The organism is Variovorax sp. RKNM96, assembly GCF_017161115.1.
Classification (GTDB): Bacteria; Pseudomonadota; Gammaproteobacteria; order Burkholderiales; family Burkholderiaceae_C; genus Variovorax.
In genome coordinates this window covers 4,575,774-4,602,704 of sequence record NZ_CP046508.1, presented here as the reverse complement: position 1 = coordinate 4,602,704, position 26,931 = coordinate 4,575,774, and the positions used below count along the sequence as shown (strand labels likewise).

23 protein-coding genes are annotated in these 26,931 nt (G+C 65.2%); 13 read left to right on the top strand and 10 right to left on the bottom strand.

The annotated features are described in order from the left end of the window. Positions 1-156 precede the first annotated feature (156 nt). Positions 157-921, top strand: coding sequence for a Crp/Fnr family transcriptional regulator (locus GNX71_RS21250; protein ID WP_206174227.1), 765 nt, complete (start codon positions 157-159; stop codon positions 919-921). Positions 922-939: 18 nt separating this feature from the next. Here the strand turns inward: GNX71_RS21250 and GNX71_RS21245 are convergent, their stop codons facing one another. From GNX71_RS21245 to acs, 4 genes are all read right to left on the bottom strand, one after another. After that, the gene (locus GNX71_RS21245) at positions 940-3,063 is read right to left on the bottom strand and encodes a PAS domain S-box protein (RefSeq protein ID WP_206174225.1); all 2,124 of its coding nucleotides are present in this window, start codon (positions 3,061-3,063) and stop codon (positions 940-942) included. Next, positions 3,056-3,784: a response regulator transcription factor gene (locus tag GNX71_RS21240; RefSeq protein ID WP_206174223.1), complete on the bottom strand. Its 729-nt coding sequence runs from the start codon at positions 3,782-3,784 to the stop codon at positions 3,056-3,058. Before GNX71_RS21240 ends, GNX71_RS21245 begins: the two co-directional genes overlap by 8 nt. 382 nt (positions 3,785-4,166) lie before the next feature. Then, positions 4,167-4,952, bottom strand: coding sequence for a response regulator transcription factor (locus tag GNX71_RS21235; RefSeq protein ID WP_241027338.1), 786 nt, complete (start codon positions 4,950-4,952; stop codon positions 4,167-4,169). Positions 4,953-5,100: 148 nt separating this feature from the next. After that, a complete protein-coding gene (gene acs, locus GNX71_RS21230; RefSeq protein ID WP_206174221.1) occupies positions 5,101-7,077 on the bottom strand; it encodes an acetate--CoA ligase in 1,977 nt (658 codons plus the stop codon). Positions 7,078-7,201: 124 nt separating this feature from the next. On the opposite strand from acs, the gene GNX71_RS21225 reads away from it, so the two are divergent. From GNX71_RS21225 to GNX71_RS33590, 4 genes are all read left to right on the top strand, one after another. After that, on the top strand, positions 7,202-7,522 hold the full coding sequence (locus tag GNX71_RS21225) for a DUF485 domain-containing protein (RefSeq protein WP_206174219.1): 321 nt from the start codon (positions 7,202-7,204) through the stop codon (positions 7,520-7,522). A gap of 17 nt (positions 7,523-7,539) precedes the next feature. Then, positions 7,540-9,246: a cation acetate symporter gene (locus GNX71_RS21220; RefSeq protein ID WP_206179601.1), complete on the top strand. Its 1,707-nt coding sequence runs from the start codon at positions 7,540-7,542 to the stop codon at positions 9,244-9,246. A 56-nt stretch (positions 9,247-9,302) separates the two neighbouring features. Continuing rightward, the gene (locus GNX71_RS21215) at positions 9,303-10,340 is read left to right on the top strand and encodes a zinc-dependent alcohol dehydrogenase family protein (protein WP_206174218.1); all 1,038 of its coding nucleotides are present in this window, start codon (positions 9,303-9,305) and stop codon (positions 10,338-10,340) included. Positions 10,341-10,494: 154 nt separating this feature from the next. Then, complete coding sequence (locus tag GNX71_RS33590) at positions 10,495-10,641, top strand: hypothetical protein (protein WP_241027011.1); 147 nt, start codon at positions 10,495-10,497, stop codon at positions 10,639-10,641. Between the two features lie 100 nt (positions 10,642-10,741). Here GNX71_RS33590 and GNX71_RS21205 read toward each other — a convergent pair whose 3' ends face one another. Next, the gene (locus GNX71_RS21205; protein WP_206174214.1) at positions 10,742-11,248 is read right to left on the bottom strand and encodes a universal stress protein; all 507 of its coding nucleotides are present in this window, start codon (positions 11,246-11,248) and stop codon (positions 10,742-10,744) included. Between the two features lie 124 nt (positions 11,249-11,372). Between GNX71_RS21205 and GNX71_RS21200 the strand changes: the two genes are divergently transcribed. The 4 genes from GNX71_RS21200 (at position 11,373) to GNX71_RS21185 (ending at position 13,028) form a co-directional block, all read left to right on the top strand. After that, positions 11,373-11,957, top strand: coding sequence for a hemerythrin domain-containing protein (locus GNX71_RS21200; RefSeq protein WP_206174212.1), 585 nt, complete (start codon positions 11,373-11,375; stop codon positions 11,955-11,957). A gap of 118 nt (positions 11,958-12,075) precedes the next feature. Continuing rightward, complete coding sequence (locus tag GNX71_RS21195; protein WP_206174210.1) at positions 12,076-12,498, top strand: universal stress protein; 423 nt, start codon at positions 12,076-12,078, stop codon at positions 12,496-12,498. Positions 12,499-12,570: 72 nt separating this feature from the next. Beyond that, positions 12,571-12,726 (top strand): hypothetical protein, encoded by a 156-nt coding sequence (locus GNX71_RS21190; protein ID WP_206174209.1) that lies wholly within the window; start codon positions 12,571-12,573, stop codon positions 12,724-12,726. Beyond that, the gene (locus GNX71_RS21185) at positions 12,723-13,028 is read left to right on the top strand and encodes a high-potential iron-sulfur protein (protein ID WP_206174207.1); all 306 of its coding nucleotides are present in this window, start codon (positions 12,723-12,725) and stop codon (positions 13,026-13,028) included. Before GNX71_RS21190 ends, GNX71_RS21185 begins: the two co-directional genes overlap by 4 nt. Positions 13,029-13,188: 160 nt before the next feature. On the opposite strand, the gene GNX71_RS21180 is transcribed toward GNX71_RS21185, so the two are convergent. After that, entirely contained in the window at positions 13,189-13,686 is a 498-nt protein-coding gene (locus GNX71_RS21180; RefSeq protein ID WP_206174205.1) for a hypothetical protein, read from the bottom strand. A gap of 447 nt (positions 13,687-14,133) precedes the next feature. After that, complete coding sequence (locus tag GNX71_RS21175; RefSeq protein ID WP_206174203.1) at positions 14,134-15,060, bottom strand: LysR family transcriptional regulator; 927 nt, start codon at positions 15,058-15,060, stop codon at positions 14,134-14,136. A 120-nt stretch (positions 15,061-15,180) separates the two neighbouring features. Between GNX71_RS21175 and GNX71_RS21170 the strand changes: the two genes are divergently transcribed. Continuing rightward, positions 15,181-16,146, top strand: coding sequence for an alpha/beta hydrolase (locus GNX71_RS21170; protein ID WP_206174201.1), 966 nt, complete (start codon positions 15,181-15,183; stop codon positions 16,144-16,146). 120 nt (positions 16,147-16,266) lie between these two features. Then, the gene (locus tag GNX71_RS21165; RefSeq protein WP_206174199.1) at positions 16,267-17,058 is read left to right on the top strand and encodes an SDR family oxidoreductase; all 792 of its coding nucleotides are present in this window, start codon (positions 16,267-16,269) and stop codon (positions 17,056-17,058) included. Between the two features lie 220 nt (positions 17,059-17,278). Here the strand turns inward: GNX71_RS21165 and GNX71_RS21160 are convergent, their stop codons facing one another. Genes GNX71_RS21160 through GNX71_RS33585 form a run of 3 tightly spaced genes read right to left on the bottom strand, consistent with a single transcriptional unit; the run spans position 17,279 to position 22,071 of the window. Continuing rightward, positions 17,279-17,542 carry a DUF3606 domain-containing protein gene (locus GNX71_RS21160; protein ID WP_206174197.1) on the bottom strand — a complete coding sequence of 88 codons (264 nt, stop codon included), beginning with the start codon at positions 17,540-17,542 and terminating at the stop codon, positions 17,279-17,281. Next, positions 17,539-18,033, bottom strand: coding sequence for a hypothetical protein (locus tag GNX71_RS21155; RefSeq protein WP_206174196.1), 495 nt, complete (start codon positions 18,031-18,033; stop codon positions 17,539-17,541). The genes GNX71_RS21160 and GNX71_RS21155 overlap by 4 nt, the downstream gene beginning before the upstream one ends. A 42-nt stretch (positions 18,034-18,075) precedes the next feature. Next, complete coding sequence (locus tag GNX71_RS33585; RefSeq protein ID WP_241027010.1) at positions 18,076-22,071, bottom strand: PAS domain-containing protein; 3,996 nt, start codon at positions 22,069-22,071, stop codon at positions 18,076-18,078. Positions 22,072-22,699: 628 nt separating this feature from the next. Between GNX71_RS33585 and GNX71_RS21145 the strand changes: the two genes are divergently transcribed. After that, positions 22,700-25,990, top strand: coding sequence for an EAL domain-containing protein (locus tag GNX71_RS21145; RefSeq protein ID WP_241027009.1), 3,291 nt, complete (start codon positions 22,700-22,702; stop codon positions 25,988-25,990). A gap of 72 nt (positions 25,991-26,062) precedes the next feature. After that, positions 26,063-26,722, top strand: a complete 660-nt coding sequence (locus tag GNX71_RS21140) for a hypothetical protein (RefSeq protein WP_241027008.1) — start codon at positions 26,063-26,065, stop codon at positions 26,720-26,722. Positions 26,723-26,931 lie beyond the last annotated feature (209 nt).

The following is a 26,931-nucleotide window of genomic DNA, read 5'->3' as shown; positions in this document are numbered from 1 at the left end:
CCTTCTGACTTGCCGCACGCCGCAGTCCCTTGATACACGCCGGACACACTGCATTCACCGAGCGTTACCCACCGATTCCGACCGTTGTCATTGCGTTGCCGATGGCTTCCTAGCATCCATCCATCGACTCGCGACAGACCCACCCAAGGATTCCAGATGCTCAACACCGCCACCCCCTCGAAGACCGTACCGGTCCTGCCCCCCTTTGGCAGCGAGTGCGCGGGCCAGCAAACGGCCGACACGCTGAAGCTTTTATGCGAGAAGCTGAGGCCGCAGCGCCGTGTAGTGCACACGGGCGACGTGATCTACCAGGCGGGCGAGCGCTTCGGCAACCTCTACATCCTGAACTCGGGCTTCTTCAAGATCGTGAATCTCTCGGCCGACGGGCGCGAACAGGTAGTCGGTCTCAAGTTCCGCGGCGACTGGCTCGGCTTCGACGGCATCTCGGGCAGCCGCTATTCGTGCGATGCGGTGGCCATGGATACCGGCGAGATCTGGGTGGTGTCGTACGAGGCCCTGCTGGCTGCCTGCGCCACGCACCCGACCTTGCTGCAGGTGCTGCATTCCGCCATGAGCCGCGAAATCTCGCACGACCGGGACTCACTGATGTCCGTCTGCACGCTGCCCGCTGATGCGCGTGTGGCCGATTTCCTGCGCTATTGGGCCGAGTCGCTGGCCGAGCGCGGCATGCGCACCGATGAGATCACGCTGCGCATGACGCGCGCGGAGATCGGCAACTACCTGGGCATGACGCTCGAGAGCGTGAGTCGCGCGTTGTCGCGCCTGGCGCGCGACAACGTCATCGGTTTCGCGACGAAGGGGCGGCGCGACGTGCAGATTCCCGATGTGGGGGCCCTGTCGGCCTTCGTGCAGCGCTGCCTGGCGCCCACGATGACGCCCGCTCCGGCCATGCTCCAGTAGGGGACTGCAGCCGCGCGTTCAGCCGCGGCCGGCCAGCACCTTCGCCATGGCCTGTGCCAGTTCGGAGCGCGTGTAGGGCTTGCGCAGCAATTCCCAGCTCTGCGGCACTTCCCGGTCCGCATCCAGCAGTTCCGAAGAGAAGCCCGACATCAGCAGCACCGCCAACTGCGGAAAGCGCCGCTGAACCTCGATGGCCAGTCGCGTACCGCGCATGCCGGCACCGAGGGCGATGTCGCTCAGCAACAGGTCGAGAGGCCCGACACCGGCGTCCAGCGTCGTCAATGCCTGCTCGGCTGTGGCGACCGCGACCACCTCGCAGCCCAGCGCGACAAGGAAGGTCTCGACCACCTTGCGGACTTCCGCGTCGTCCTCTACCAGCATCACGCGCAATCCGGGCGGAATCGTTTCGTCGGCACGCTCTTCCGCGGGAGGCGACAGGCCGCCTCCTTCCTGCTGCGGCAGGTAGAGCGTGACCGTGGTGCCCTGGCCCGCATTGCTCTCGATTGCGACGGCCCCCCGGGACTGCTTGACGAATCCGTACACCGTGCTCAGTCCCAGGCCGGTGCCGCGGCCGGCTTCCTTGGTGGTGAAGAACGGCTCGAAGGCGCGTTCCTTCACGTCGTCGGACATGCCCGTGCCGCTGTCGGCGATGGAGATGGCGACAAAGCGCGCAGCGGCATCGATGCCCGGGTCGTTGGGCTCGCTGCGCTCGTTGTGCATGGCGGCCGGCACCGCACCGCACACCTCGGTGCGAAAGCGAAGCGTGCCGCCCTCGGGCATGGCATCGCGTGCATTGATCGCGATGTTGAGCAGCGCCGACTCCAGTTGCCCTGGGTCGGCCATCACGGGCGGACAGCCCGGCGCGGTGTCGATCTCGATGCGGATGCGCTGGTCCAGCGTGCGGCGCAGCATGTCGGCCAGCGAATGCAGCAGCGCCCGCGTGTCGACGGCGCTGGGCTGCAGCATCTGCCGCCGCGAGAACGCCAGCAGCTTGCCGGTGAGTTCGGCGCCGCGCCGCGTGGCACGGGTGGCCGCGCTCACGAGCTGTTGCGCATAGCTGTCCTCTGCCAGTGCGGGCAACTCTTCGAGCACCTGGAGGTTGCCCTGGATGACGGTCAGCAGGTTGTTGAAGTCGTGCGCGATGCCGCCTGTGAGCTGGCCGACGCTTTCCAGGCGCTGCGCGTGGTTGAGCGCCTCCTCGGTCTGCACGCGCTGCAGGCTGGTGGCCAGCAGGTTGGACAGTGATTCGAGAAAGCGCACTTCCTCGTCGCCGAAGCGCTTGGATTCCTTGGAACGCACCGACAGCATGCCGATGACGCGCCCGCGATCGCTCAGCGGCACGGCCAGTGCGCTCACCAGGCCGTTCTCGAGATACGCACGGGGCACGTCGAAGCGGTGTTCCAGCCGGTAGTCCGGCACCACCACCGGACGCCCCTGGGCGAGGACGAAGCCGGGCGGCGTGTCGGGCCGGTTGGCAACGCGCGCTCCGATTTCCTCGCCGGCAAGCAGGCCCACGCCGCTGGCCACCTTGAATTCGAGGCGGTTGCCGTCGAGCAGCCACACCACGGCGACCTCGACCTGCAGGGCCGTGGTGATGATTTCCGGCACGTGCTGGAGCACCACCTGCAGGTCGCGCGTGTCCACCGCAAGGCGGCCTAGTTGCGCCAGGTGTTCGCTGTAGCGGGCACGCTGCAGCGCCTGCTTGACGCGCGGGTAGGCACCGATGTCGCGGATGGCCGCCACCACGAAAGGCAGCCCGTGGCTTTGCAGCGGACTGAGCGCGATCTCGACCATGACCTCGCTGCCGTCCTTGCGTTTGGCCACCAGCTCCATCTGCGTACCCATGGGGCGAGGGCGCGGCGCGCGGCCATAGGCTTCGCGGTACGAGGCATGGCGCGGGCGGATGCTGTCGGGCACCAGCACGTCGACGTTCAGGCCCACCAGTTCTTCCACGGTGTAGCCCAGCAGCGCGGCCGCCGAGGGGTTGGCCAACATGATGCTGCCCGACTGGTCGACCAGCAGCAGCGAATCCGGATAGGCGATGAAGAGCAAGCGGAAGACGCTGCCTTCCTCGATGCCCGACGGCAGCCCGAGGATGGGCACGTCGGGCGGGAAAGGCGGGTTGTCCGCAGGGTCAGCCATGGGAGACCGGCGGGATGAGGATGTAGCCTGCGCCGCGCACCGACTTGATGAGCTGCGGGTCGTCGGCATCCACCTCGATCTTCTTGCGCAGGCGCCCGACCTGCACGTCGATCGTGCGGTCGAAGGGGGCGGCCTCGCGTCCGCGTGTCTGCTCCAGCAGGAAATCGCGCGACAGCACGCGGCCGGGATGGCGGGCAAAGGCCTGCAGCAGGTCGAACTCGCCGCCGGTCAGCGTGACGTCTTCGCCTTGCGGATTCCGAAGGCTGCGTGCGGCAGTGTCGAGCTGCCAGCCGGCAAAGCGCAGTTTGTCCGTGGCGGTCGCAGTGGGCACCGGGGCGGGGGATGTCTCGGGCGTCAGCCGGCGCAGCACGGCCTTCACGCGCGCGACCAGCTCGCGCAGGTCGAAGGGTTTGGTCACGTAGTCGTCGGCACCGACTTCCAGGCCCACCACCTTGTCGACGGCATCGCCTCGGCCGGTGACGATGACGAGGCCGCAGCGCCAGCGCTCGCGCATGCGCCGCGCAATGGAGAAGCCGTCTTCCCCGGGCAGGCCCAAATCGAGCAGCACGAGGTCTGCGGGATCGGACTCCATCAGCGTCATGAGCGCGCGGCCGTTGTGGACCTGGGTGACGCGAAAGCCGTGGCTCTGGAGGTAGTTGGCCAGCAGCAGCGTGATGTCAACCTCGTCGTCGAGCACCGCGATGTGTGAGGCAGGTTTCATGCGTGGGCAAGGAAATAGAGCACGAATGTTGTAAACATCCTGGATCCAGGGGAGGGTAGCACGCAAGCTTCGGCTGCGGTGCTTCTTGCGGCCTTGTCAGCGGCTATCGCGTCCAGCGCCAGTTGCATGCGCTCGAACTGTTCGAGACGATCGCATCGCGCGCCTTGCAGGACGGCATTGTGTTGATCCGTGCCGAAGCCGATGCCGTCGCGCGCGGCGGTGGACGAGGCCTTGCACACCCTGCACACGGCGCTGGCCCTGGCACCCGCTCCTCGGCTGCACCCCGGGCGCAAGGCCGTCGTGGTGAAAAGCAAGGCGTGATGCTCTCGACCATCTCCCTGCAGCTGGGCAGCACCGAGCGGTGCGAGGTCTGCAGTGGCCGCTAGAGCATCCCTTGGCTGGACGCTGTGGTCACCGCGTGCGCACGCGTGTGCACCTTCAGTTTGCGATGGATGCTCTTCATGTGTGCATCCACCGTCTGGCCGCTGATCGACAGCAGCTTGGCGATGTCCCGGGTGACATGGCCGGCCGCAACAAGCCGGAGGACATCGCGTTCTCGCGTCGAAAGCGTTCTGTTGCGCGCGCCCTCGCTGATCGGCTCCGCTGGTGCGCCTGGCCCCAGCCGGATGAGCAGGTGGCGGATCACGTTGGGCGACACCGCCGCGCCGCCATTGACAACCTGCAGGACCGCCTGCGTGAAGTTCTGGAACCACGAGTTCTTGACGAGGTACCCCGAAGCGCCAGCGGCAAACGCGCGGCGCACATGAACCTCGTCGTCCAGCGTCGAGTGCACGATGACCTCGGCCGAGCTGCGATGACGCCTGACGCTCTCGATGAGGTCGAACCCCCTGCCACCACCGAGCCGGACGTCGAGGATGAGTACGTCGAATGTCTGCTGCACCAACAAGCGCTTGGCTTCCAGCAGGCTGCCGGCTTCGCCGACCACGCAAATGCGCGAGTCCATGAGCAGTTCATGGGAGATGGCACGCCGTGCACTGCCGTCCTCGTCGATCAGCAGCACCCGGACCGGTTTTTCCACCTGGCCGATCAGGAAGCCTGGCCAGTGGTTCGTCGATGCCAGGTGGGCCAACGTCGAAGGGGCACGTTCGACCCTTGCGAGCCATTGCGGAGCGTCGCGCATCAACAGCGGCGGATCGGGCGGGGCCATGTTCAAGGTCGGTCTCCGGTCGTTGTTGGCAACCCCCAGTCGAGCTGTGCGAAGACATCGTGTCTGAGTTGAATGTCCGGATCCATGACTTCCTTTCCGAAGGTCGGGATGACTTCTTTTTTGGCGCCTGCCGGCCGCGCAGCGCGTTTCAGTGCGCCTCGGTCAGCTGATCGAGGATCGCCGGGTTCTCCAGCGTCGACACGTCCTGCGTGATCGCCTCGTCCTTGGCCACCGAGCGCAGCAGGCGCCGCATGATCTTTCCGCTGCGCGTCTTGGGCAGGTTGTCGGCGAAGCGGATTTCCTTCGGCTTGGCGATGGGGCCGATCTCCTTGCCGATCCAGGCGCGCAGCTCGGCCGCCAGGCGGTCGGCTTCTGCGCCCACGGGGCGCTGCTGCTTGAGCACCACGAACGCGCAGATCGCCTCGCCCGTGGTCTCGTCGGGCCGGCCCACCACCGCGGCCTCGGCCACCAGCGCGGTGCAGGCCACGAGCGCCGATTCGATTTCCATCGTGCCCATGCGGTGGCCGCTCACGTTCAGCACGTCGTCGATACGACCGCCGATGGTGAAGTAGCCCGTGGCCGCATCGCGCGCGGCGCCGTCGCCGGCCAGGTAATAGCCGCGCAGCTCCGGCGGGTAGTAGCTCGAACGGTAGCGCGCGTCGTCGCCCCAGACCGCGCGGATCATGCTCGGCCAGGGCTTCTTGATCACCAGCAGGCCGCTCTCGCCGTTGGGCACGTCGTTGCCGGTCTCGTCGACGATGGCCGCGGCGATGCCGGGAAAGGGCAGGGTGCACGAGCCTGGCACGAGGTCGGTGGCGCCCGGCAGCGGCGTGATCATGTGGCCGCCGGTCTCTGTCTGCCACCAGGTGTCCAGCACCGGGCAGCGGCCACCGCCCACATGCTTGCGATACCACTCCCACGCGGCCGGATTGATCGGTTCGCCGACGGAGCCCAGCACGCGCAGGCTGCGCAGGTCGCTGCGGTCGGGGTGGACGGCCGGGTTGCCTTCCGCCGCCTTGATGAGCGAGCGGATGGCGGTGGGCGCGGTATAGAAGACCGTCACCCCGTGCCGCTCGATCATCTGCCAGAAGCGGCCCGCGTCGGGAAAAGTGGGCACGCCCTCGAACACCACTTCGGTCGCGCCGATGGCCAGCGGCCCGTAGGCGATGTACGTGTGGCCGGTGACCCAGCCGATGTCGGCGGTGCACCAGAACACGTCGTCGTCGTGCATGTCGAAGGTCCACTTCGTCGTGAGCGCCGCATGCAGCAGATAGCCGCCGCTGCTGTGCTGCACGCCCTTGGGCTTGCCGGTGGAGCCCGAGGTGTAGAGCAGGAAGAGCGGATGTTCGGCGCCCACCCACTCGGGTTCGCAGCTGTCGCCTTGTGCCTCGGTGATCTCGTGCATCCACAGGTCGCGCGGCGTCCAGGCAATGGCTGCGCCGGTGCGGCGATAGACGATGACCGACTTCACCGCCTCGCAGCCGCCCAGCGCGATCGCCTCGTCGACCATTGCCTTGAGCGGCAGTTGCTTGCCCGCGCGTACCTGCTGATCGGCCGTGATGACCACTTCGGCACCGGTGTCTGCGATGCGGTCGCGCAGCGCATGCGCGGAGAAGCCCCCGAACACCACCGAGTGAATCGCGCCCAGTCGCGCGCAGGCCTGCATGGCCACCACGCCTTCGACCGACATCGGCATGTAAATGACGACGCGGTCGCCTTTCTTCACCCCGCGCGCCTTCAGCGCGTTGGCCATGCGGCAGGTCTGCGCGAGCAGCTGCGCGTAGGTGGTGCGGGTGACCTTGCCGTCGTCCGACTCGAAGACGATCGCCACCTTGTCGCCCTTGCCGGCCGCCACCTGGCGGTCCAGGCAGTTCCAGGACACGTTGAGGGTGCCGTCCTCGAACCAGCGGTAGTGCGGCGCATCGGTGCTGTCGAGTGTCTTGGTGAAGGGCGTTTTCCAGCCGATGAATTCGCGCGCCAGGCGGGCCCAGTAGCCCTCGTGGTCGGCATCGGCTTCGGCCACCAGCGCGTTGTAGGCGGCACGACCGGCGATGTGGGCGGTGCGGGCGAGTGCTTCCGGCGGTGCGTAGGTCGGAAGGCGGGGCAGGAGATCGGGAGCGTTCATGTCTCGTGTCTTTCGTGGTGGTCGATTCGATCTTGCCGACAACGCAAGACCCAAACCTTGCGCCAGCGCAAGCTTCGACGCGGTAGGCGGGCTCCTAATCGACCGACCCACACAAGGAGACACCATGCAGGACGATCTGGTCGAGCGCATTGCCGCGCATCCGCAATACAAGCAACTGCGGCGCCGACGCGACCGCTTCGGCTGGACGCTGGCCGTGTGCATGCTCGTCGTGTACTACGGCTTCGTGCTGCTGGTGGCCTTCGACAAGGAGTTCCTGGCGCGGCGCATCGGCGACGGCGTCATGACGCTGGGCATGCCGGTGGGTTTCGGGGTGATCCTCTTCACCGTCGCGATCACCGCCTACTACGTACGCCGCGCCAACGCGGAGTTCGACACCCTGTCGGACGCGGTGGTGAAAGCCGTACAGAAGGCGGGCAAGCCATGAACGCCGGTCTCTTGCGCATGCGATCCGTTGCCCTCTTTCTCGCGCTGGGCGCCGTCTCGGCAGGTGCACTCGCTGCGGGCGCCGACCTGGGGCAGCTCCAGCGGCAGCCCACCAACTGGACAGCGATCGGCATGTTCTCGCTGTTCGTGGTGGGAACGCTCTTCATCACCAAGTGGGCTGCGGCGCGCACCCGCTCGGCGTCCGATTTCTACACAGCCGGTGGCGGCATCACCGGCTTCCAGAACGGTCTGGCAATCGCCGGTGACTACATGTCGGCAGCGTCGTTCCTCGGCATCTCGGCCGCGGTGATGGCCACGGGCTACGACGGGCTGATCTATTCCATCGGTTTTCTCGTGGGCTGGCCGGTCATCACCTTCCTCATGGCCGAGCGCCTGCGCAACCTGGGCAAGTTCACCTTTGCTGACGTGGCGGCCTTTCGCTTCAAGCAGACGCCGGTGCGCATCTTCGCGGCCTCGGGCACGCTGGTCGTGGTGGCGTTCTACCTGATCGCGCAGATGGTGGGGGCAGGGCAGCTCATCAAGCTGCTGTTCGGGCTGGAGTACTGGATCGCCGTGGTCATCGTGGGCTCGCTCATGATGGTCTACGTCCTCTTCGGCGGCATGACCGCCACCACCTGGGTGCAGATCATCAAGGCTTGCCTGCTGCTGGGCGGCGCGAGCTTCATGGCCCTCTCGGTGCTGTGGCATTTCGGCTTCAGCCCCGAGGCCATGTTCGCGGGCGCGGTGAAGGTCAAGACCGACCTGGCGCTCAAGGACGGCAAGACCGCCCAGGTGGCCGCGAGCATCGGGCAGTCGATCATGGGCCCGGGCAACTTCGTGAAAGACCCGATCTCGGCCATCTCCTTCGGCATGGCGCTGATGTTCGGCACGGCCGGCCTGCCGCACATCCTGATGCGCTTCTTCACCGTGCCCAGCGCCAAGGAGGCGCGCAAGTCGGTCATGTGGGCCACGGGCTGGATCGGCTACTTCTACCTGCTGACCTTCATCATCGGCTTCGGCGCCATCACCTTCGTGCTGACGAACCCCGATTTCCTGGATGCCAAGGGCGTGCTCAAGGGCGGCGGCAACATGGCCGCGATCCACCTGGCCAATGCGGTGGGCGGCAACGTGTTCCTCGGCTTCATCTCGGCGGTGGCCTTCGCGACCATCCTCGCGGTGGTGGCGGGCCTCACGCTGTCGGGGGCCTCGGCGGTGTCGCACGATCTCTACGCCACCGTCATCAAGAAGGGCGATGCGGGGAGTGCGGCCGAGCTGCGCGTGTCCAAGATCACCACGCTGGCGCTGGGCGCGCTCGCGGTGGTGCTGGGCATCGTGTTCGAGAAGCAGAACATTGCCTTCATGGTCTCGCTGGCCTTTGCCATCGCGGCCTCGGCCAACTTCCCGGTGCTCTTCATGTCGGTGCTCTGGAAAGGCTGCACCACGCGTGGCGCGGTGATCGGCGGATTTCTCGGGCTGGTGTCCTCGGTGGGGCTGACGGTGCTTTCGCCTTCTGTCTGGGAGGCCACCTTCGGCTACCCGGCGGGATCGGCGCCGTTCCCGTACACCTCGCCGTGCCTGTTCTCGATGAGCATCGCGTTCGCGGGCATCTGGCTGTTCTCGGTGCTGGACCGCAGCGCCCGCGCCCAGGTGGATCGCGGCGGCTTCATCGCCCAGCAGGTGCGCTCGGAGACCGGCATCGGCGCGCATGGCGCGAGCGGGCACTGATGATTCCCTTGCGCTACCTCAAAGGGCGAACGCGCACGGGCGCCTAACGTGGCGGCATGAAAGCACTCGTCTACCGGGGCCCCGGCCTCAAATCGCTCGAAGATCATCCCAAGCCTGAGCTGCAGGCACCGGGCGACGCCATCGTGCGAATCCTCAAGACCACCATCTGCGGCACCGACCTGCACATCCTCAAGGGCGATGTACCGACCTGCACGCCGGGCCGCATCCTCGGCCATGAAGGCGTGGGCGTGATCGAGACCGTGGGTGCCGGCGTGACCGCATTCCATCCGGGCGACCATGTGCTGATCTCGTGCATCACGTCGTGCGGCAAGTGCGAGTACTGCCGTCGCGGCATGTATTCGCACTGCACCACCGGCGGCTGGATCCTGGGCAACACCATCGACGACACGCAGGCCGAGTACGTGCGCATTCCGCATGCCGACACCAGCCTCTATCCCATTCCCGCGGGCGCGGACGAAGAGGCGCTGGTGATGCTCAGCGACATCCTGCCCACGGGCTTCGAATGCGGTGTGCTCAACGGCAAGGTCGCGCCCGGCAGCACGGTGGCCATCGTGGGCGCGGGGCCGATCGGCCTGGCCACGTTGCTCACGGCGCAGTTCTATTCGCCCTCGCAGATCATTCTCATCGACCTGGACGATGGCCGGCTCGAAGTCGCACGCCGCTTCGGCGCCACGCACACGATCAACAGCACCGACGGCAAGGCCGCCGAGGCCGTGCTCGCGCTGACCGGTGGCCGGGGCGTGGACGTGTCGATCGAGGCGGTGGGCATACCGGCGACCTTCGTGCTGTGCCAGGACATCGTGGCGCCCGGCGGCACCATCGCGAACATCGGCGTTCACGGGCATCCGGCCGAGCTCCACCTGGAGCGGCTGTGGTCGCAGAACATCGCGATCACCACGCGGCTGGTCGATACGGTGTCCACGCCGATGCTGCTCAAGACGGTGCAGTCCCACAAGGTGGACCCGGCCCGGCTGATCACCCACCGGTTCCCGCTCGACCAGGTGATGGACGCCTACGACACCTTCGCGCGCGCGGCCGAGACGCATGCGCTCAAGGTAATCATCGAAACGTAGCGCGCCAGAGCATCAAGCCGCCCCGGCGGCGTGTTCCTGAACTCGACCTTTACTTTCCCGGAGATACCCCATGCCCAACGACTCTTTTTCTGCCACCCCGATGCACCCGACACCCTTGGGCACCGGTTGCCTTCAATTCGCCATGGATTGGCAGATGGCTGCCGCCAGGAGCATGTTCCTGGCGCAGCGCCGGCAATGGGAAATGCTGACCGCCTGGCAGCGCGCAACCGGCGCCGTGCAGCGCCAGTTCACGGACCAGTGGATCTGCCGTTTCGGCGGTGGCGTGCCGCTGGACGACTGAGCCCGCAAGCCAGGGGCCGCGGCACAGCGGTCTGGAGGTTAAGTCCCGTGGACATCGCCCGGATCGCCCGCGCTTCGCGGCCCCCGGGGCTTCCAAAGCCTCACTGGCTGGCGAGTTCCCCGCTGGGCAGCGCGAAGCGCTCGTGCTCGGTCCTGGCGCTTTCGGGGGCGCGCACCAGCAACACCGGCACGGGTGCAGTGCGCAGGATGTGTTCCGCACTGCTGCCCATCACCCAGCGGCCGATACCGCGGCGGCCGTGGGTGCCGATCACGATCAGGTCGGCCTTGGAGGCCTCGGCTTCCGCGGCGATCTGGTCATGCACGGTGCCCTTGAAGCGATCGAGCAGCACGGTGTCGGCCTCGACGTCGGCATCGGCCGCCTTGGCCCGCGCGGCCTCCAGCAGCTTCGCGGCGTTGCCGCGCAGCTCTTCGAGCCAGTTGCCGGCAAGGCCTGCGTAGGCGTCCATGGAGAGGGCGAACGACAGCTCGTCGATGACGTGCACGAGGCGCAGGCGCCCACCCGTCAGCTTCGCCAACTGGATGGCTTCCTCCAGCCCGCGGCTGGACGTGGAACTGCCGTCGATGGGGACAAGAATTCGCTGGTACATGGCACGACTCCAGTGTGTTGAAAGGGTCGCTCCAGTATCCGAAGGAGGGCGTCGCGCGGCTTGATCTGGCGCAAACCCGCGCCCGGCGAAAGCGCGACCCTTCAGGCATGCACAGGAAGACTCCATGACACACGCCACCGTTCGCATCATTCGCCAGGAGCATGCCGCGCTCGCCGCGATGCTCCGCTCCATCCTCCTTCTGCTCGAGCAGCACCGCAAGAAGGGCGCCTTGCCCGACTTTGCGACGCTGCGCGCCATGCTCTTCTACGTGGACGAGTTTCCCGAGAAGCGCCACCACCGCAAGGAGACCGAACTGCTGTTTCCCAAGCTGCGCGCCAGGACGCCGATCTCGCGGGACCTGCTGGACAAGCTCGACAGCGACCACGCCCGCGGCGAGCGCAGGATCCGCGACGTCGAGCACGCGCTGCTTGCGTTCGAGATGCTTGGCGAATCGCGGCGCGAAACCTTCGAGAGAACGGTCGGCGAGTACGTCGATTTCTACCTGAACCACATGGCGCTGGAAGAGCGCGAGATCCTGCCGCTGGCCGAGCGCGTGCTGACCGAGGACGACTGGCTCGACCTGGACGAAGCCTTCGCTCAGAACCGCGACCCGATGACCGGGCACGTACCCGACCTCGAATACAACGCGCTCTTCACCCGCATCGTGAATCTCGTGCCTGCGCCCATCGGTTTGGGGCCGGAGCTCTGAGCGGGCAACTCGAACCAGGCCGTGCACCCCTGGTTTTCTTGATGTGGCGCAAGGTGAGCCAAGGGCCGGAGAACGACCATTCATGCACCGGGGGAGGGTCCCCGCCAAAGGAACCACCATGAAAATCCTGCTCGCCGTCGATGGCAGCGACTACACCAATCGCATGTTGTCCTACCTGCTTGCCCACAAGGAGTGGGCGAACGCGGGCCATGCATTCACGGTCTTCTACGCGGTACTGCCGGTGCCCCACCGTGCCGCAGCCTTCGCGGGACCCGACCTCGTGCACGGCTATTACGAGGACGATGCGCGCGTGGTGCTCGAACCGGTTCGCGCCTTGCTGGCCGAGCGCGACATCGACGCGCGCTTCGAACACCGCATCGGCCATCCCGCAGCCGAGATTGCGGCGTTCGCGCAAAAGGGCAACTTCGACCTGCTGGTGATGGGATCGCGAGGTCATGGCTCCCTCGCGAGCCTCGTGCTCGGGTCGGTTGCCACCAAGGTGCTGGCCTCGTGCACGGTGCCGGTGCTGCTGGTGCGCTGAATTCTGCACAGGCCCCAAGCCATCCCGACATTCCAGAACGATGGATTCACAACCCCACACCGAGGCCGCGCCATGAACATCACGTTGAACGGAACGCTCCAGTTCCTGGTTTTCAGCATCGCCACCTTGCTGGCCACGGGCGTTCTTGTGCTCGGGGGGCTGAACGAGCGCAGCAACGCACCGGACAGCCTGGCCTTGCTCTCACACACAACGAAAGACTCACGATGAACACCCGCCGCCGCGCTTTCATGATCACGCTCGTCGCGACAGGCTCGGCCCTGTCCGCCACGCGCTCGCTGGCCCAGGCCAGGCTCGACGAAAAAGATCCGCAGGCCGTGGCCTTGAGCTATGTCGCCGATTCGGCGAAGGTCGACGCGAAGAAGTTTCCGAAGCACGACAACGCGCAGCTGTGCAATGGCTGTGCGCTGTGGCAGTCCAAGCCCGCGGATGCGCTGGGTAATTGCGCCCTGTTTGCTGGAAAGCAGGTGAGTGCGAAGGGGTGGTGCAGTGCCTGGTCCAGGAAGGCTTGACTTCGACAGCTTCGTATCTCGATGCACAACCTCAAGGCCGATGCCACGGTGGCGACGGTTGCTTACTCGAAGCTTCCTCAGGTTCTGCCGGAATTCTCGAAGCGCTACCCCAAGGCATTTCTGTCGATTCGGGACGGCATCTCAGCGCTCTCCAAAGCGGTCATCGCGACGGGCCTGCCGTCCTGTCGCGGACATCCGATACACACCGCGCCAAACCCGGTGTGTCCGCCAGGGTCAACTCGACGTTGCCCAAGCGCTTGGACTCAGCGGTCCTGTAGTCGGCATTCCAGCCGGCCCGCCGACTGACCAACTTCGCGCGATAGCCTGCCTTGCAAATCCAGAGTTCTTGCGTCACCAGAGCTTCGCCCATCATGGACGTGGCAAAAATCAATTCGCTTCGGCTTTTCGGATTCAACGCGAGGTGTCCAGCCTCATCGCTTTGAGCCAGGGCCCTTGGAACACCACCTTCGATTCGATCAAAGACGAATGCATCTGGAACGGGTCGTTTCGTGTCCGCGTCGACGATCACAGCGTCAACGCCGTCGTGGATGACGGTCGTCTGCCATGCGCAGCCCGAAAGTACGAGGGCTGCACAGAGGAGAGGCAGGCGACACCTACCGCAGCCCGCCTCGAAAAACTTGAATTCAGGAGTTTGCATGGAAGATGGTTGTCGAGCGAGGTCCGACTTGTTGGGCGGCGGGCCAAAGCCTACCGAACAGGAGAGCAGTCGGGCGTGCCGCGCGATGTTGTGCGTGCCGAACGGCAACTGCCTTGTCCGACCAAGTGGGCGGGAATCTCGAGGCTGGACATCGCGCGTTGGGTCAAATTGAGCGGGAGCGGCGTAGGTAGGTCCATTCTGGCCGACGACAGCCGTTCGATGGACCGAACGAGTATCTCGGCTGCCCAGCCGGACATGTGGCCGATCGCAGTGGGTCGTGACACCGTCACGAAGAGGACCGGAGCGGAAGCAGCGCTTCTCTGAAGCAGACGTCCGCGAGGCTGCTGGGCCGGCTTGTTCTGGTATTCGAGCGGAGAGTGGAACGAAGGTTGCGGCCCATGGAGCGAACGCAAGTGCGCCGACTCCAAGCACAAGATCGGCGAAGACTCACGTGCCCACCGCTGCCACCTTGCCTTTCACCAGCGGCGAGTCTTGAAACGCATCGACCAGAAAGTCGACCATCACCCGCACCTTCGCGCTGAGATGTCGACGGCTTGCATAGATTGCCAAGATGTCGACGGGCGGCATGTGATAACCGGGCATGACCTCGACCAATCGACCGGCCCGCACATCCTCGCCAATCACGAAGCTCGGCTGCCAGATGACGCCGGCACCGGCCAGCGCTGCGGCGCGGGCGGTTTCGCCATTGTTGGCGCGCAGGGCCCAGCGCACGCGGACAGATTCCAGCGAACCGCCGGGGCCGGCGAACTGCCACTCGTCGGAGGTCGCGCCGTACGTGTAGCCGAGGCACGAGTGGCGTGACAGGTCTGCCGGCAGTTGGGGCATGCCATGGGTTGCAAGGTAGTCTGGCGAGGCGCACACCAGGTTCTGCGAGCGGCCCAGCCGGCGCGCGATATGGTTGCCCGACGTGGTGCGAGAAATACGGATGGCCAGGTCGTATCCCTCTTCGACGATGTCGACCACGCGGTCGATGAGCGCGACGTCGAGCTCGACATCGGGGTACTTCGCCATGAACTTCGGCCACAGCGGCGCCAGCACGAGGCTGCCGAAACTCAGCGGCGCGTTGATGCGCAGGCGTCCGCGCGGCTGAAGAGAGGCGGTGGTCGCCAGTGCCTCTGTCTCCGCGACTTCTTCAAGGATCGATTTCGCGCGGTCGAACAAGGCTTCGCCGCCTTCGGTGAGCGACAAGCGGCGCGAGGTGCGGTTGATGAGCCGCGTACGCAGGTGGGCCTCCAACTCGTTGACATAGCGCGTCACGTTGGCCGGCGAGGTGTCCAGCGCGTCAGCCGCCTTGGTGAAACTGCCCCGCGCCACCACGGTGACGAATACCTCGTAGGCACGCAATCGGTCCATGGCGCCACGTCCAATCATTCATGAAAGCTGAATGAGTAAACCACTTTTGGGCTCTTTCTGGAAGTGAAGCTGAATCATAAATTCACCTCACCCCAGCAACCGACAGAAAGGAAGTGCCACATGACCGACACCGATTTCACCCCCGCCGCTCTCTCCGCGCGCACCCGCCGTGCCCTGCTTGGCGGTGCCGTCGCCGTGAGCGCCGCCCTGACCATGGGCCGCGTCGCGCACGCGGCTCCCGCCGCCGACACGGTGCCGGGCTTCCGCTCGGGCAGCGCGGACGTCAACGGCACCCGCATCCACTACCGCATCGGCGGCAGCGGGCCGACCGTCGTGCTGCTGCACGGCTATGCCGAGACCGGGCACATGTGGAACCCGCTGATGCCGCTTCTGGCCAAGACACACACCGTGGTCGTGCCCGACCTGCGGGGCGCCGGCAATTCGTCGAAGCCCGAGACGGGCTATGGCAAGAAGAACATGGCCGTCGACATTCATGAGCTTGTGCGCTCGCTGGGCATTCGCAGCGTCAGCATCGTCGGCCACGACATCGGCCTGATGGTGGCCTACGCCTATGCCGCGCAGTTTCCTTCGGAGACCGACAAGGTGGTGCTCATGGACGCTTTCCTGCCCGGCATCGGCGCATGGCAAAACGTCTGGCTCCTGCGTGACCTGTGGCATTTCCATTTCCACGGTGCGACGCCGCTGGCGCTCGTGAAAGGCCGCGAGCGCATTTATTTCGAACACTTCTGGAACGACTTCGCGGCCGACCCGAAGCACTCGGTGCCAGAAGCCGACCGCCAGTTCTATGCCAGGGCCTACGCGCAACCCGGCGGCATGCGCGCAGGATTTGAATATTTCAAGGCCTTCGAGCAGGATGCAGCCGAGTTCGCCGAACTGGGCAAGACGCCACTGCCCATGCCGATGCTGGTGCTCTCTGGTGAAAAGGCCGGCGGAACCTTCCTGATCGAGCAGGGAAAGATGGTCGCGACCCACGTGCAGGGCGTGATCGTCAAAGGCTCCGGACACTGGTTGATGGAAGAGGCGCCAGAGCAGGTGATTCCGGCATTGGTCAACTTCCTGGGCTAGCGGGAAGCTGGCGCGACATTGATGCGACACGGGCGCGAGCAGGGGCTCGCCACCCCCGCGGGTGACACGCACGGCAGAACTCGGCGAACATGAACGTCAAACCAACCCAGGAGAACCAAGATGGACCTGCAACTCGATGGAAAGCTCGCCCTGGTGAGCGGAAGCACAGCCGGCATCGGCTATGCGATTGCGCGCACGCTGGCCGAGGAGGGCGCAAGCGTGATCGTGAACGGCAGAACGCAGGCGGCGGTCGACGAGGCGGTGGACCGCATCCGCTCGGAAACGCAAGGCACGGTGCTCGGCTACGCCGGGGACCTCAGCCGGGCGGACGCCGCGGAGGACGCCGTGCGCCGTCATCCCGGCATCGGCATCCTCGTGAACAACCTGGGCATTTTCGAGGCCAAGGCTTTCGAAGACATTCCCGATGAAGACTGGCGGCGCTTCTTCGATGTCAACGTGCTGAGCGGCGTTCGCCTTGCACGCCTCGTGCTGGCGGAGATGAAGCGGGCGAACTGGGGCCGGATCATCTTCATCTCGAGCGAGAGCGCCGTTCAGATACCCACCGAGATGATCCACTACGGCATGACGAAGACCGCGCAACTGGCGGTGTCGCGCGGCCTTGCGGAATCGGTCGCCGGTACGAACATCACCGTGAACAGCGTCCTTCCAGGACCGACGAAATCGCGCGGCGTCGGCGACTTCGTGGAAGGCATGGCGCGCTCGAGCGACAAGAGCTTCGAGCAGGTCGAGGCGGAGTTCTTCGACCACGTGCGCCCGACCTCGCTGATCAAGCGCTTCGCCTCGCCGCAGGAGGTGGCCTCGCTCGTGGCCTACGTGGCAAGTCCGCTCGCCTCGGCAACCACGGGTGCGGCCCTGCGCGTCGACGGCGGCGTCGTCAAGAGCGCTTTCTGACGAGCGCTCGGCAGGCTCGTCGCCGCCAAGCCCGTGCTCGCCGTGTGCAGTTCGACAACACTAAGGCTCGTCGACCTTCTCCAGCCTTGCCTCGAAAGGTGCGGCAGGCCCTCAGTTAGACAATCCGGTTGGGCATGAATCTATTCACGCCAGTTGATGTGCCGAGCGCTTTCATCCGCGTTTCCAGACAGCCTTGGACGACTCGAGGACTTGCCTGTGCTCATGGCGCAGCGACCTGTCCGTCCGATGACTGGTCGAGGGCGCCACCCGATGCCGCGATGCTGCCGCCGTTGTCCCGCGTCGGGTCTTCTCTTCGCTTGAGCGCATCGAGGTAAGCCTGCACGCGCTCCACCGAAGCGCCGACGGCGCGCATCGCGATCCTGAGTTCGGCGATCGAGCACCCCAGGTGATCGGCCCACGCCTTCGCCGCGGCGGGCGTGGGTGTCGAGATGCTCTTCGCGCCCGGCCGAATCGCACGCGTCATCGCAATTCGCGCGGCTCGCGGATCGTCTCGATGGCGCTCCCCGCCGGCGATCCGGAGAGAAGCTGAAAATCAAGCGCGCCGGAGCCGGCGGCGTGCTCGCGTTGCACGGCAAGGCGCAACAGCGCAATGGTGGCGATCAGGACCGCCACGGCGACCAGGAGCCAGAACTCCCCGCGCGGCGGTTGTGGATGCTGATGCCCTCGTGGATCACGGCTGCCCATCTCTTTGTCCTCCGGTGGTGAAAGCCGGAGTTTGGCTCGTGGCGTGTGAGCCTGCGTCGGACAAAGCTGAACTGTCCTGTATCCCGGCGTCTGATAACGCGATGACGAGACCTCACCGTTGGTCATCACGATGGGTTGCGCCATTTCGAGCGCCACCGATTCGTCGCGCGCCCCGAGCGCATCTAACGCATGCTCGGCGGCCTTCACCGCGGCGGCGCAGACGATGCCGTTGACATCTGCCGCTCTCCGCATCAAGGCGGCTCGAAACACGCCACGTAGGGTGTCGTTCCAGCGCTGAGGGCCCTCCCATGCCTAGACGGTACCGCCCTCGACAAGCCGAAGAGCCACCTGGACGTTGTTGCGGCCCGCTCCCTTGGCCTGGTAGAGCATTGCATCCGCCTGCCGAACCAGCCCCTCGAGGGTCGTGGCGCCTCCCTGATAGAACGCGAGACCGATGCTCGCGGTGACATTGACCGTCTGCTGGTCGATGACGAATGGCGTGCTCATGGCCTCGACGATCTTGGCGGCGACGGTCGACGCTATTTCTGGCCGCGGCAAGCCTTCCATGATCACTGTGAACTCGTCGCCCCCGAGGCGGGCGACGGTATCGCTGGAGCGCAGCGTCTGCGACAACCGGCTGGAGAATGCCCGCAGCAGTGCGTCGCCCGCGTTGTGCCCGAACCGGTCGTTGATCTGCTTGAATCGGTCGATGTCGAGGTACATGAGCGCCATCAGTGCGCCCGTAGCGCGGCAGCGCTCCATTGCCTCGGCCACGCGCAACTCGAAGCCGGCGCGGTTGATGACGCCCGTGAGAGGGTCCACGCGTGCCAGTTCGGTCAGCCGTCTCTCTTCGACCTTCTGGCGCGTGATGTCGCTGACGACCGCGTGGAAGCCCAGCACGGTGCTGCCGTCGGCCGCCAGCTGCGGTATGTATTGGGCCTCGTAGTAGACATGGCTGTCGCCGCTGGCGATCTCGCTCAGGAACGTGACCGCCTCTCCGCGCAGCGCGCTGCGAATATGGGGCTCGACCGACTTGTAGGCTGCGTCGCCCAACAGCGCACGAACGGTCTGCCCGTAGATTTCCTGGCGCGATCTGCCGAAGCCGCGCTCGTAAGCCAGATTGTTGAAGCGGTAGCGCTCGTCGGAGTCGATGTAGGCCACACGCATCGGCAGCACATCGGCCACCGTGCGCACGCGCGCCTCGCTCTCCTGAAGCGCTCGTTGCGCTTCGCGGTACGAGGTCACGTCGTGGATGAGGGTGTACAGCCCCACGACCTCGCCTTGCTCGTCCCGGTCGGGGACGACCGTGACTTGCACATGGCGCCGACCACCGTCGGGGCGCACCATTTCTCGGTCATAGGCAACGTCCTGCCCGGCCAGGGCGGCTCGCAACTGGGGCTCGATTTGCACCCAGGCCTGCTCGCCATAGAACTCCTGCACGCTGGTCCCGATCCGTGGTGCCGCCGCCTCGCCGAACCACTCCTGGTAGGTCCGGTTGAGGAAGCGGAATCGCAAATCCCGGTCGAGATAGGAAATCAGCACCGGCAAATGGTCGGTCACCATGCGCAGGCGATGCTCGCTGTCGCGCACCGCCTGTTCCGCCGCCTTGGCAGCCGAGATGTCGCGCATGAGGGCCGAGAAATATTCGACCCTGCCTTCTTTGTCGCGGTGGGCGATGACGATGTGGCTCACCGGAAACTCGCGCCGCGCGGCATCCCAGACCAGCGACTCGCCCACCCAGACGCCGGTGGCCACCGCAGCCGGCCAGACCTCCGAGATGAACCTGTCGAGCGTTTGCGGCGGATTGAAGTCTTCCAGCGTCAGGTGCTCGAGCGATGCGTCCAGCGCCACGCCGGTGCGATGGCGTGCGGCGGGGTTCATGTAGGTGATTCGGCCCTTCATGTCGAGCTGCACCACATAGTCGGTCGTCGCGTCGAATATCGCGGTGAGCGCGCGCATGGCGCCTTCAGCCAGCTTGCGCTCGGTCACGTCCGTGTACGTTCGCAGTACGCCCCCGCCTTCGATCGGCACGCTGTGAATTTCGATCGCGCGGCCATCCGGGCGTTTGCGATCGTAGCTATGCGGCCGATCCAGGATTCCCCCTTGGCGAACGAACTCCTGCACGTCCTGCGGCGTGTGGACGAACTCGTCGGTGGACCACTGGTAGGCGAGCACCGCTTCAAACGTCGGTTTGGACGCCATCAGATCTTTCGGCAGGTCCAGCAGCTCGACCGCACGCCGGTTGCAAACCTCCACCACCCGCGCGGCGTTGACCATCATCACGCCTTGTTCCATTCGCTCCAGGGTGGCTTCCAAGAGCGCCGATTTCTCCGTCAGGAGTTCCTGGCTGGCACGCAAGGCCAGTTCCGTCTGCTTGCGCTCGGTCACGTCGCGGCCGACCGAATGAAGCATCGGCTCGCCCGAGGGATCGCGCTGCAGGCTGTTGGTCCAGGCGACCCAGCGCTGGGCGCCGTTGGCGGCCGTCATGCGGTTCTCGCTGGTCACTGTCGTGCCCGTCGACAGGACTTCCGCAACGACCTGCCGAACCACCGCACGATCCGCAGGCTCGATGTAGTCGAACAGATTCGCGCCCGTCATCACCGCGGGCGTCAGCCCGAAATGCCTCGCGTAGGCCGGGTTGACGTAGGTCAGTTCGCCGTCGGGCATCGCGAGCGACACGAGTTCGGATTGGTCCTCGACGATGGCTTTGACTCGCTGCTCGCTTGCGACCAATTGCTTGAGCACCGGCCTGACCTGGCTGTGTTGGGCATAGATGGCCAGCGCGACGATGCCGACGAGAGCCAGGGTCAGGAGCTTCAAGCGCACTCGCAGCGGCGCGTAGAGCGTATCGACATCGGTCCTGATCGCCAAACCGAGCCCGAAATCCTTGACCGGCGTGAAGGCCGACAGGATGTTGACGCCACGCCTATCCTTGAGGAATTGCACGCCACGTTCACCGAGCAGTGCTCTCGCCACGGGAAGGGTGGCACCACCAGCCGCGTTGAACATCGGCAGATCGAACCCGGACGGCCGGAACCGATTCGGGGCACAGATCAGCTTGTCGTTGTCACGCCCGCAGATCGCCACGTCGGACGTATCACTGGAGGCTTGAACGTTGGCCAGGAGGCCGTCGAACAGCAGCATTCGCTGCTCGGTGAACACCCGCCCCATCATCTGGCCATCGACGAGCACGTCGTTTTCGGTGAGGAGCACATAACCGTCTTTCCAGGCCAGGAAGGCGGTCTGCCCCGTATTCGCCAGACGCTGAAGGATCTGCGCCTGTGCACGCACCATCACTCCAGCCTGGACCAGGCGCTTGCCGTTCGCGTCGACGATCTCCAGGCCCGTCAGGTCGGCGGTCAGGAAGCTGTCCGCGATTTTCTGCAGGAAGTCCTTGGCGGCAGCGTCGCCGGGCGCCTTGCCGAGTTTCTCCAGGGTCTGGCGCACGGTCGGCCGAGTGGCAACCGTCCGAGGGAACCACAGGCTCACATCGACAGCGTGACCGAGCGATGTCGCGTTCGTCGTGGCGGTGAGCAACATGTTTTGCGAAATCGACTGCTCGAACGTGTCGCGCATCACCGCGAAACCTGCCACGCCGCTCGCCAGTGCGACGCAGATGATGACTGCGAGCGAGCGCCGCTTGATGCGCCGCTCACTCTTTTCCAGTGCCTTGCGGTCGAACGCCTGAGACGCTTCGTGAAGCATCCACAAGCCGCCACCGACGACCGAAATTCCGAGCGCGGTTACCGGCAGCATCCGGTTGAAGCTCGCCACCTGGTACAGCGCCTCCAGGCCCACGAAGTAGCCGAGCAGGCCACCCAGGCCGATGACGGAAACTGCCAGGACCGACGTGAGGAAGATGAGCTCGCCGATCCGGGTGGATCGTCGTCCGTGCAGCCAGAAGGCGACGCCGGTGAACAGGAACGCCAAGCTGGCGTTCGGGGACAGTCGCCCGGGATGTGGATTGGTGGCCGTGGGAATGGTGCCGGCGCGGACAAAGTCGACCCCGAGCCCGATACCGGACGCGCTTTCGAACAGGTATGCCAGTGGTAGCGCGATCAGGGCGGCGATGCAGATCGCCGAGAGTCGAGTGAGCCAGCCGCCGGACTTTTGCGGCAGAGTGGCGTTGAAAAAGCAGATGCCGACCGCGATGAAGAGCAGTGGATTGACGATACCCACTTGCTCGGAGCCAGGGATGAGACGCGCGATGGCATCGACCTGAAAGATCCAGCGCGTGGCCGTGGCCGCGCCGAGCAGGCCGACCAGGGTGCCTGCAACTTGCGGGGCTGAAAGAGCAGGATTTTGCATATGGGCATCCGGGTCGGAGCTGGTCGCGGTCGGACTGGCGGTGAACACACTCAAAGCAAGCGGGCGATTCCTGAACAAGACCGTGACGGCCTAGAGTACACCCCAGGGAAATGTGGATTTCCGTGTTCGTTGGACCCCATCTTCCATCGAGCGCTGGCCCGCCTCCGTATGCCGATGCATGACCGGTGTGCGTGCTCTGGGATATGGACGGATCAAGCGTCGGCGGAAAACGTGGGCCATGTACGCGCGGAAATCAACCATTGGCAAGCCTGTGTACATCGACAGGCTTGACCCGCGCTTGATCCATCTCAACACCGCACGGTGCTGCGGCGCGCAGCATCGTTCCCGATCCTCTGCACGAGGAATCGCATGTCTCCCTCCCTGGAATGCAACGCCTTTTTAAATTAATACTTAAGCACTCTAATTTTGAGTGAAGAGTACGAACTCTGTCCTGACGCTCGCCGAGACAAATCATGTGACGCTTTCGCACCGCCTATATACATTGCGCCAACGATGCAACATGCTGCGTTCTCTGCCGTGCCGCACTGCTGCACACAGAGCTAACCGGCCTGTCCCAGCGATGGGATCTTCAAATCCGATGTCATTGTCCGTCTGGGTCAGGATTCGCTTGCCGCTGGTAATTTTCGTGGTCGGCACTGCGCTATCGATCGCCCTCAGCGTTTCGGCCCACCAGGAGATCAGGCGCGGTGCCCAAGCGCGCTTCGACGCAACCGCGTTCGATCTGGCACGCAAGGTCGAAGCCCGCTTCGACGACTACACCGCCGTCCTGGTCGGCCTGCGTGCGCGATTCAACGCATCCGAGACCGTGACGCGAAGCGATTTCAGGGACTACGTTGCAGGGCTGAACCTGGCGAGCGCCTATCCCGGTTTCCAGGCCGTCAGCTATGCGCCCCGGATTGCGGCCAACGACAAGCAGGCCTTCGAGGCGCAGGTCCGCGGTGATGCCAGCCTCGACGCTGGCGTTGCCTCCGGCTTCGCCATCAAGCCGCCCGGTGAGCGGGACACGTACTACCCGCTGATCTACGTCGAACCGCAGGCCGGCAACGAGAGGCTGCTGGGCAATGACCTGGGCGCGATGCCCGACAGAGGAGACGCGCTCGAGCAGGGGCGCGACACCGGCGGGCTCGTCACATCCGGCCGCAAGGTCCGCATCGCAGGTCGCGAGTCCGACATTGGATTGGCGATGCGGCTGCCGGTCTATCGCCCAGGACAGCCGCTCGACACGCTCGAGCAGCGGCGTAGTGCCTATATCGGTTCGGTTGGCGCGGGCTTCAGCGTCGCAGGGATGTTGAGCGATGTGGTGGGGGCCGAAACCGCGAGGACGTTCCGGTTGCGCTTGATCGATGCCGGGCCGGGTCAGGGGGTGATCGGGACACGCGTCGAGACCAGGTTTGTAACGCCGACCTCGTTCGGCGAGCGGCAATTGCTGTTCGACAGTGCGGCCGCAGCGAAGCCCGCTGCTGCAACGGCGCGCAGCCTCGAGCGCATGCTCGGCTTCGAGTTGGGCGGCCACTCTTGGCTTGTGGAAGTCGGTCAAGACGAAAACCAGGTCTTCGGCCCGCTTGACAAGGCCATCCCGTGGTTCGTCGTCCTCGGTGGCCTGGCCACCAGCATGCTGCTTGCCGGCATCGTCTTTTCGTTGACCACCTCACGCAGCCGAGCCCAGGTCCTGGCGATCGAGATGACCAGCCACCTGCGCACCAGCGAACGGCAGTTGGAGGAGGCCCAGCACTTGGCAAGCCTGGGGAGCTGGATCCTCGATCTCGAAACCGGCGCCTTGCAATGCTCCGAAGAAGCTCGGCGCATCATGGGCCTCGAGACCGGACTCTTGCTGCCGGACCTGCCCACGCTGCTCCTGCGTGTTCCGGCCGCAGAACGTCCTGCGATCGAACAGCAGATCGCACGGGTCTCCCAGTCCACGGAACGCAGCGAATTCGAGCACCGCCTGTGCCTGCCTGATGGCACGGAACGCTGGCTCCACGTCATCGCGCAGTCGGCCGAAGACGAAGGAAAGAGATGGGTGCGCGGCACCGTGCGCGACGCCACACGGCCGCGCAAGGATGCGTTGCGCCAGAAGCTCGAGTACAAGATCGCTCGGCTGCTTGCCGGCGACGGCAGGGCCGAGACGGTGATTGCGCTGGCGCTCGAGGCGGTATGCACCGACCTGCGCTGGGACTGCGGCGCGTTGTGGAGCGTCGGCGACGACGGCCTGGCTCGCTGCACCGTGGCCTGGCATGCCGACAACGATCCGGCGGTGCGGCAATTCGTCGATGTCAGCCGGTCGCTCGCCTACCGGTCTGGCGAAGGTTCGCTGGGCCACGCCTGGGGGATCGGCAGCGTCGTGCGAATCGACACGCTGGCGGCTCCGAGCCATTTCGCGCGCGAAGCGATGGCCCGCCAGGCCGGGCTGACCGTCGGCCTCATCGTGCCGATGGTCGCCACCGTTGCGCCCACGGCCCTGGAATTTTTCGGCTCCAATCCGTACGTTGTCGACGCAGAGACCCTGGAGTCGCTGCGTGTGATCGCCTTGCAGATCGCCCAGTACGAGCAACGCAAGCTGGCCGAGGGGAGTCTTCGTTTCATGGCCAGCCACGACGAATTGACCGGGTTGCTCAATCGCGCCGCGCTGCAACAGGCGCTTGCCCTTGCCATCAGGCGCAGCGACCGCCATCAGAGGCAGTTCGCGGTGATGTTCGTCGATCTGGATCGCTTCAAGCACATCAACGATACGCTGGGCCACGGTGTGGGCGACGAGATGATCAAGCTCTGCGGCGAGCGCCTCACGGCGCTGCTGCGCGATGCCGATGTCGTGGCGCGTTTTGGCGGCGATGAGTTCGTGCTGCTGCTGGAGGACCTGTCCAGCCCGAACGATGCCGTGGTGCTCGCCGAAAAGGTGCTGGCTTGTTGCGCCGAGCCTTTCGTCATCGAGGGGCGCGAACTGCACGTCAGCGCCAGCGTCGGCGTGAGCGTCTATCCGGAGAACGGCGGCGATGCCGAAGCGCTCTTGAAAAATGCCGATACGGCGATGTACCGCGCCAAGGAAAGAGGCCGCAACACCTACCGGTTCTACGCGGCGAAGATGAATGCGCAGAGTGCCGAGCAGCTGATGTTGGAAGGTGCGCTGCGCCATGCCTTGGAACGTGGGGAGCTGGAGATGCACTACCAGCCGAAGATGAACCTGCAGACCCAGCGCATCGTCGGTGTCGAGGCGCTGATGCGCTGGCACCATCCGGTTCTGGGCATGATTCCGCCGGTGCAGTTCATTCCGATTGCCGAAGAGATCGGTTTGATCGTGTCCATGGGCAAGTGGGCGCTGGAGAGGGCCTGTGCCGATTCGCGTTCGTGGCAGAAATACGGGTTGCCGGAAGTGTTGGTGAGCGTCAATCTGTCGCCGCGCCAATTCGAAAGCCGCACGCTCATCGCAGACATACGGGCCGTCCTGGAAGCCTCTGGCATGGAGCCGTCGCTGCTGGAGTTGGAAATCACCGAAGGCGCGGTGATGGCGGACCCCGAGCATGCGGCGAAGTTGCTCTGGATGATTCGAGACATGGGTGTCGGACTCGCCCTCGACGATTTCGGAACGGGCTATTCCTCGCTCTCTTACTTGAAGCACTTCCCGCTGTCGACGATCAAGATCGACCGTTCCTTCGTCAACGATCTTTCGCAGGACGCCGATGCGCGAGCACTCGTCGACGGCATCATCACCCTGGCCCACGGGTTGCGAATGAAGGTGGTGGCCGAGGGTGTCGAGACCACAGCCCAGCTTGATTACTTGCGCAGCCGCGGTTGCGACGAGGTCCAGGGCTATTGGCTGTGCAAGCCCGTGTCTGCCGACGAGGCGCGCAATTTCATGGCGCATCACCTCCCCAACCAATTTGCTCCATCGGTGGCGGCCTGACGGCTGAAACTTCGAAGCAATCGTCGCCGGGCGCGTTCGCTCGGATCCTCAAGCAACTTCACAGGAGCATTCATGATTCATTCCCCCCAGTGCAAGACACAGGAGCAGACGATCGCCGCAATCGAGGCGCTCGACCTCACGCCGATCAAGTTCAAGGCTTGCCGCAAAGAGGATGGCTACGGCTGGTCGGCAGGCTACGCAGACCAGATGGAGGTGGCCTACAAGCGCTACTTGATACTGCACGCCAAGCACCCCGATCTGACGCTCGCTCCCGAGCAGGACGTCGACCGCTTCTGGCACATGCACATCCTTGACACGAGAAAATACGCTGCTGATTGCGAAACCACTTTCGGCCATTTTTTGCACCACTTCCCGTACCTCGGCCTGCGCGGCGAGGAAGACGCGAAGGCGCTGCAAGCAGCCTTCTTGGAGATGCAGCGCTTGTCTGCCAAGGAATTCGGCGAGGCGACGCCTGTGCTCCAACACAAGCCTGCCAAGGAGGCAGCTGCATGGTGCTCGCTGGAGGCTGGCAAACCCGCCGCGGCATGGTGTTCGCTCGAGGCAGGCAAAGCGACAGCAGCATGGTGTTCGCTCGAGCTAGGCAAAGCCTCGGCGGCGTGGTGTTCGCTGGAGGCGGGCACGACGGCCAGTACTGCCTTCACGGCAGAGCTCTCGGCGAAAGCCAGCGCGTCTGAGCCGGCAGCTTCGCGCGCAGGTTCGAGTTTGGCGTGAACGGATAAAGAATAGGCGGAGGACGAGGCGGTTCGTTCGCCTCGTCCCTTCCGCACGCTGCAGACCAAGGCCTTGGGAGAGAAGCCGGGCACCCTTAGTAGCGCGTATGCAGCAGTTCACGTCTTGAACCGCCAAGCGCTGGCCAGCTTTCAACGCGTCGTCTGAAAACCAGAGTCGAACGTTATCCAGAGTGCGTCGTTCGCGCGACG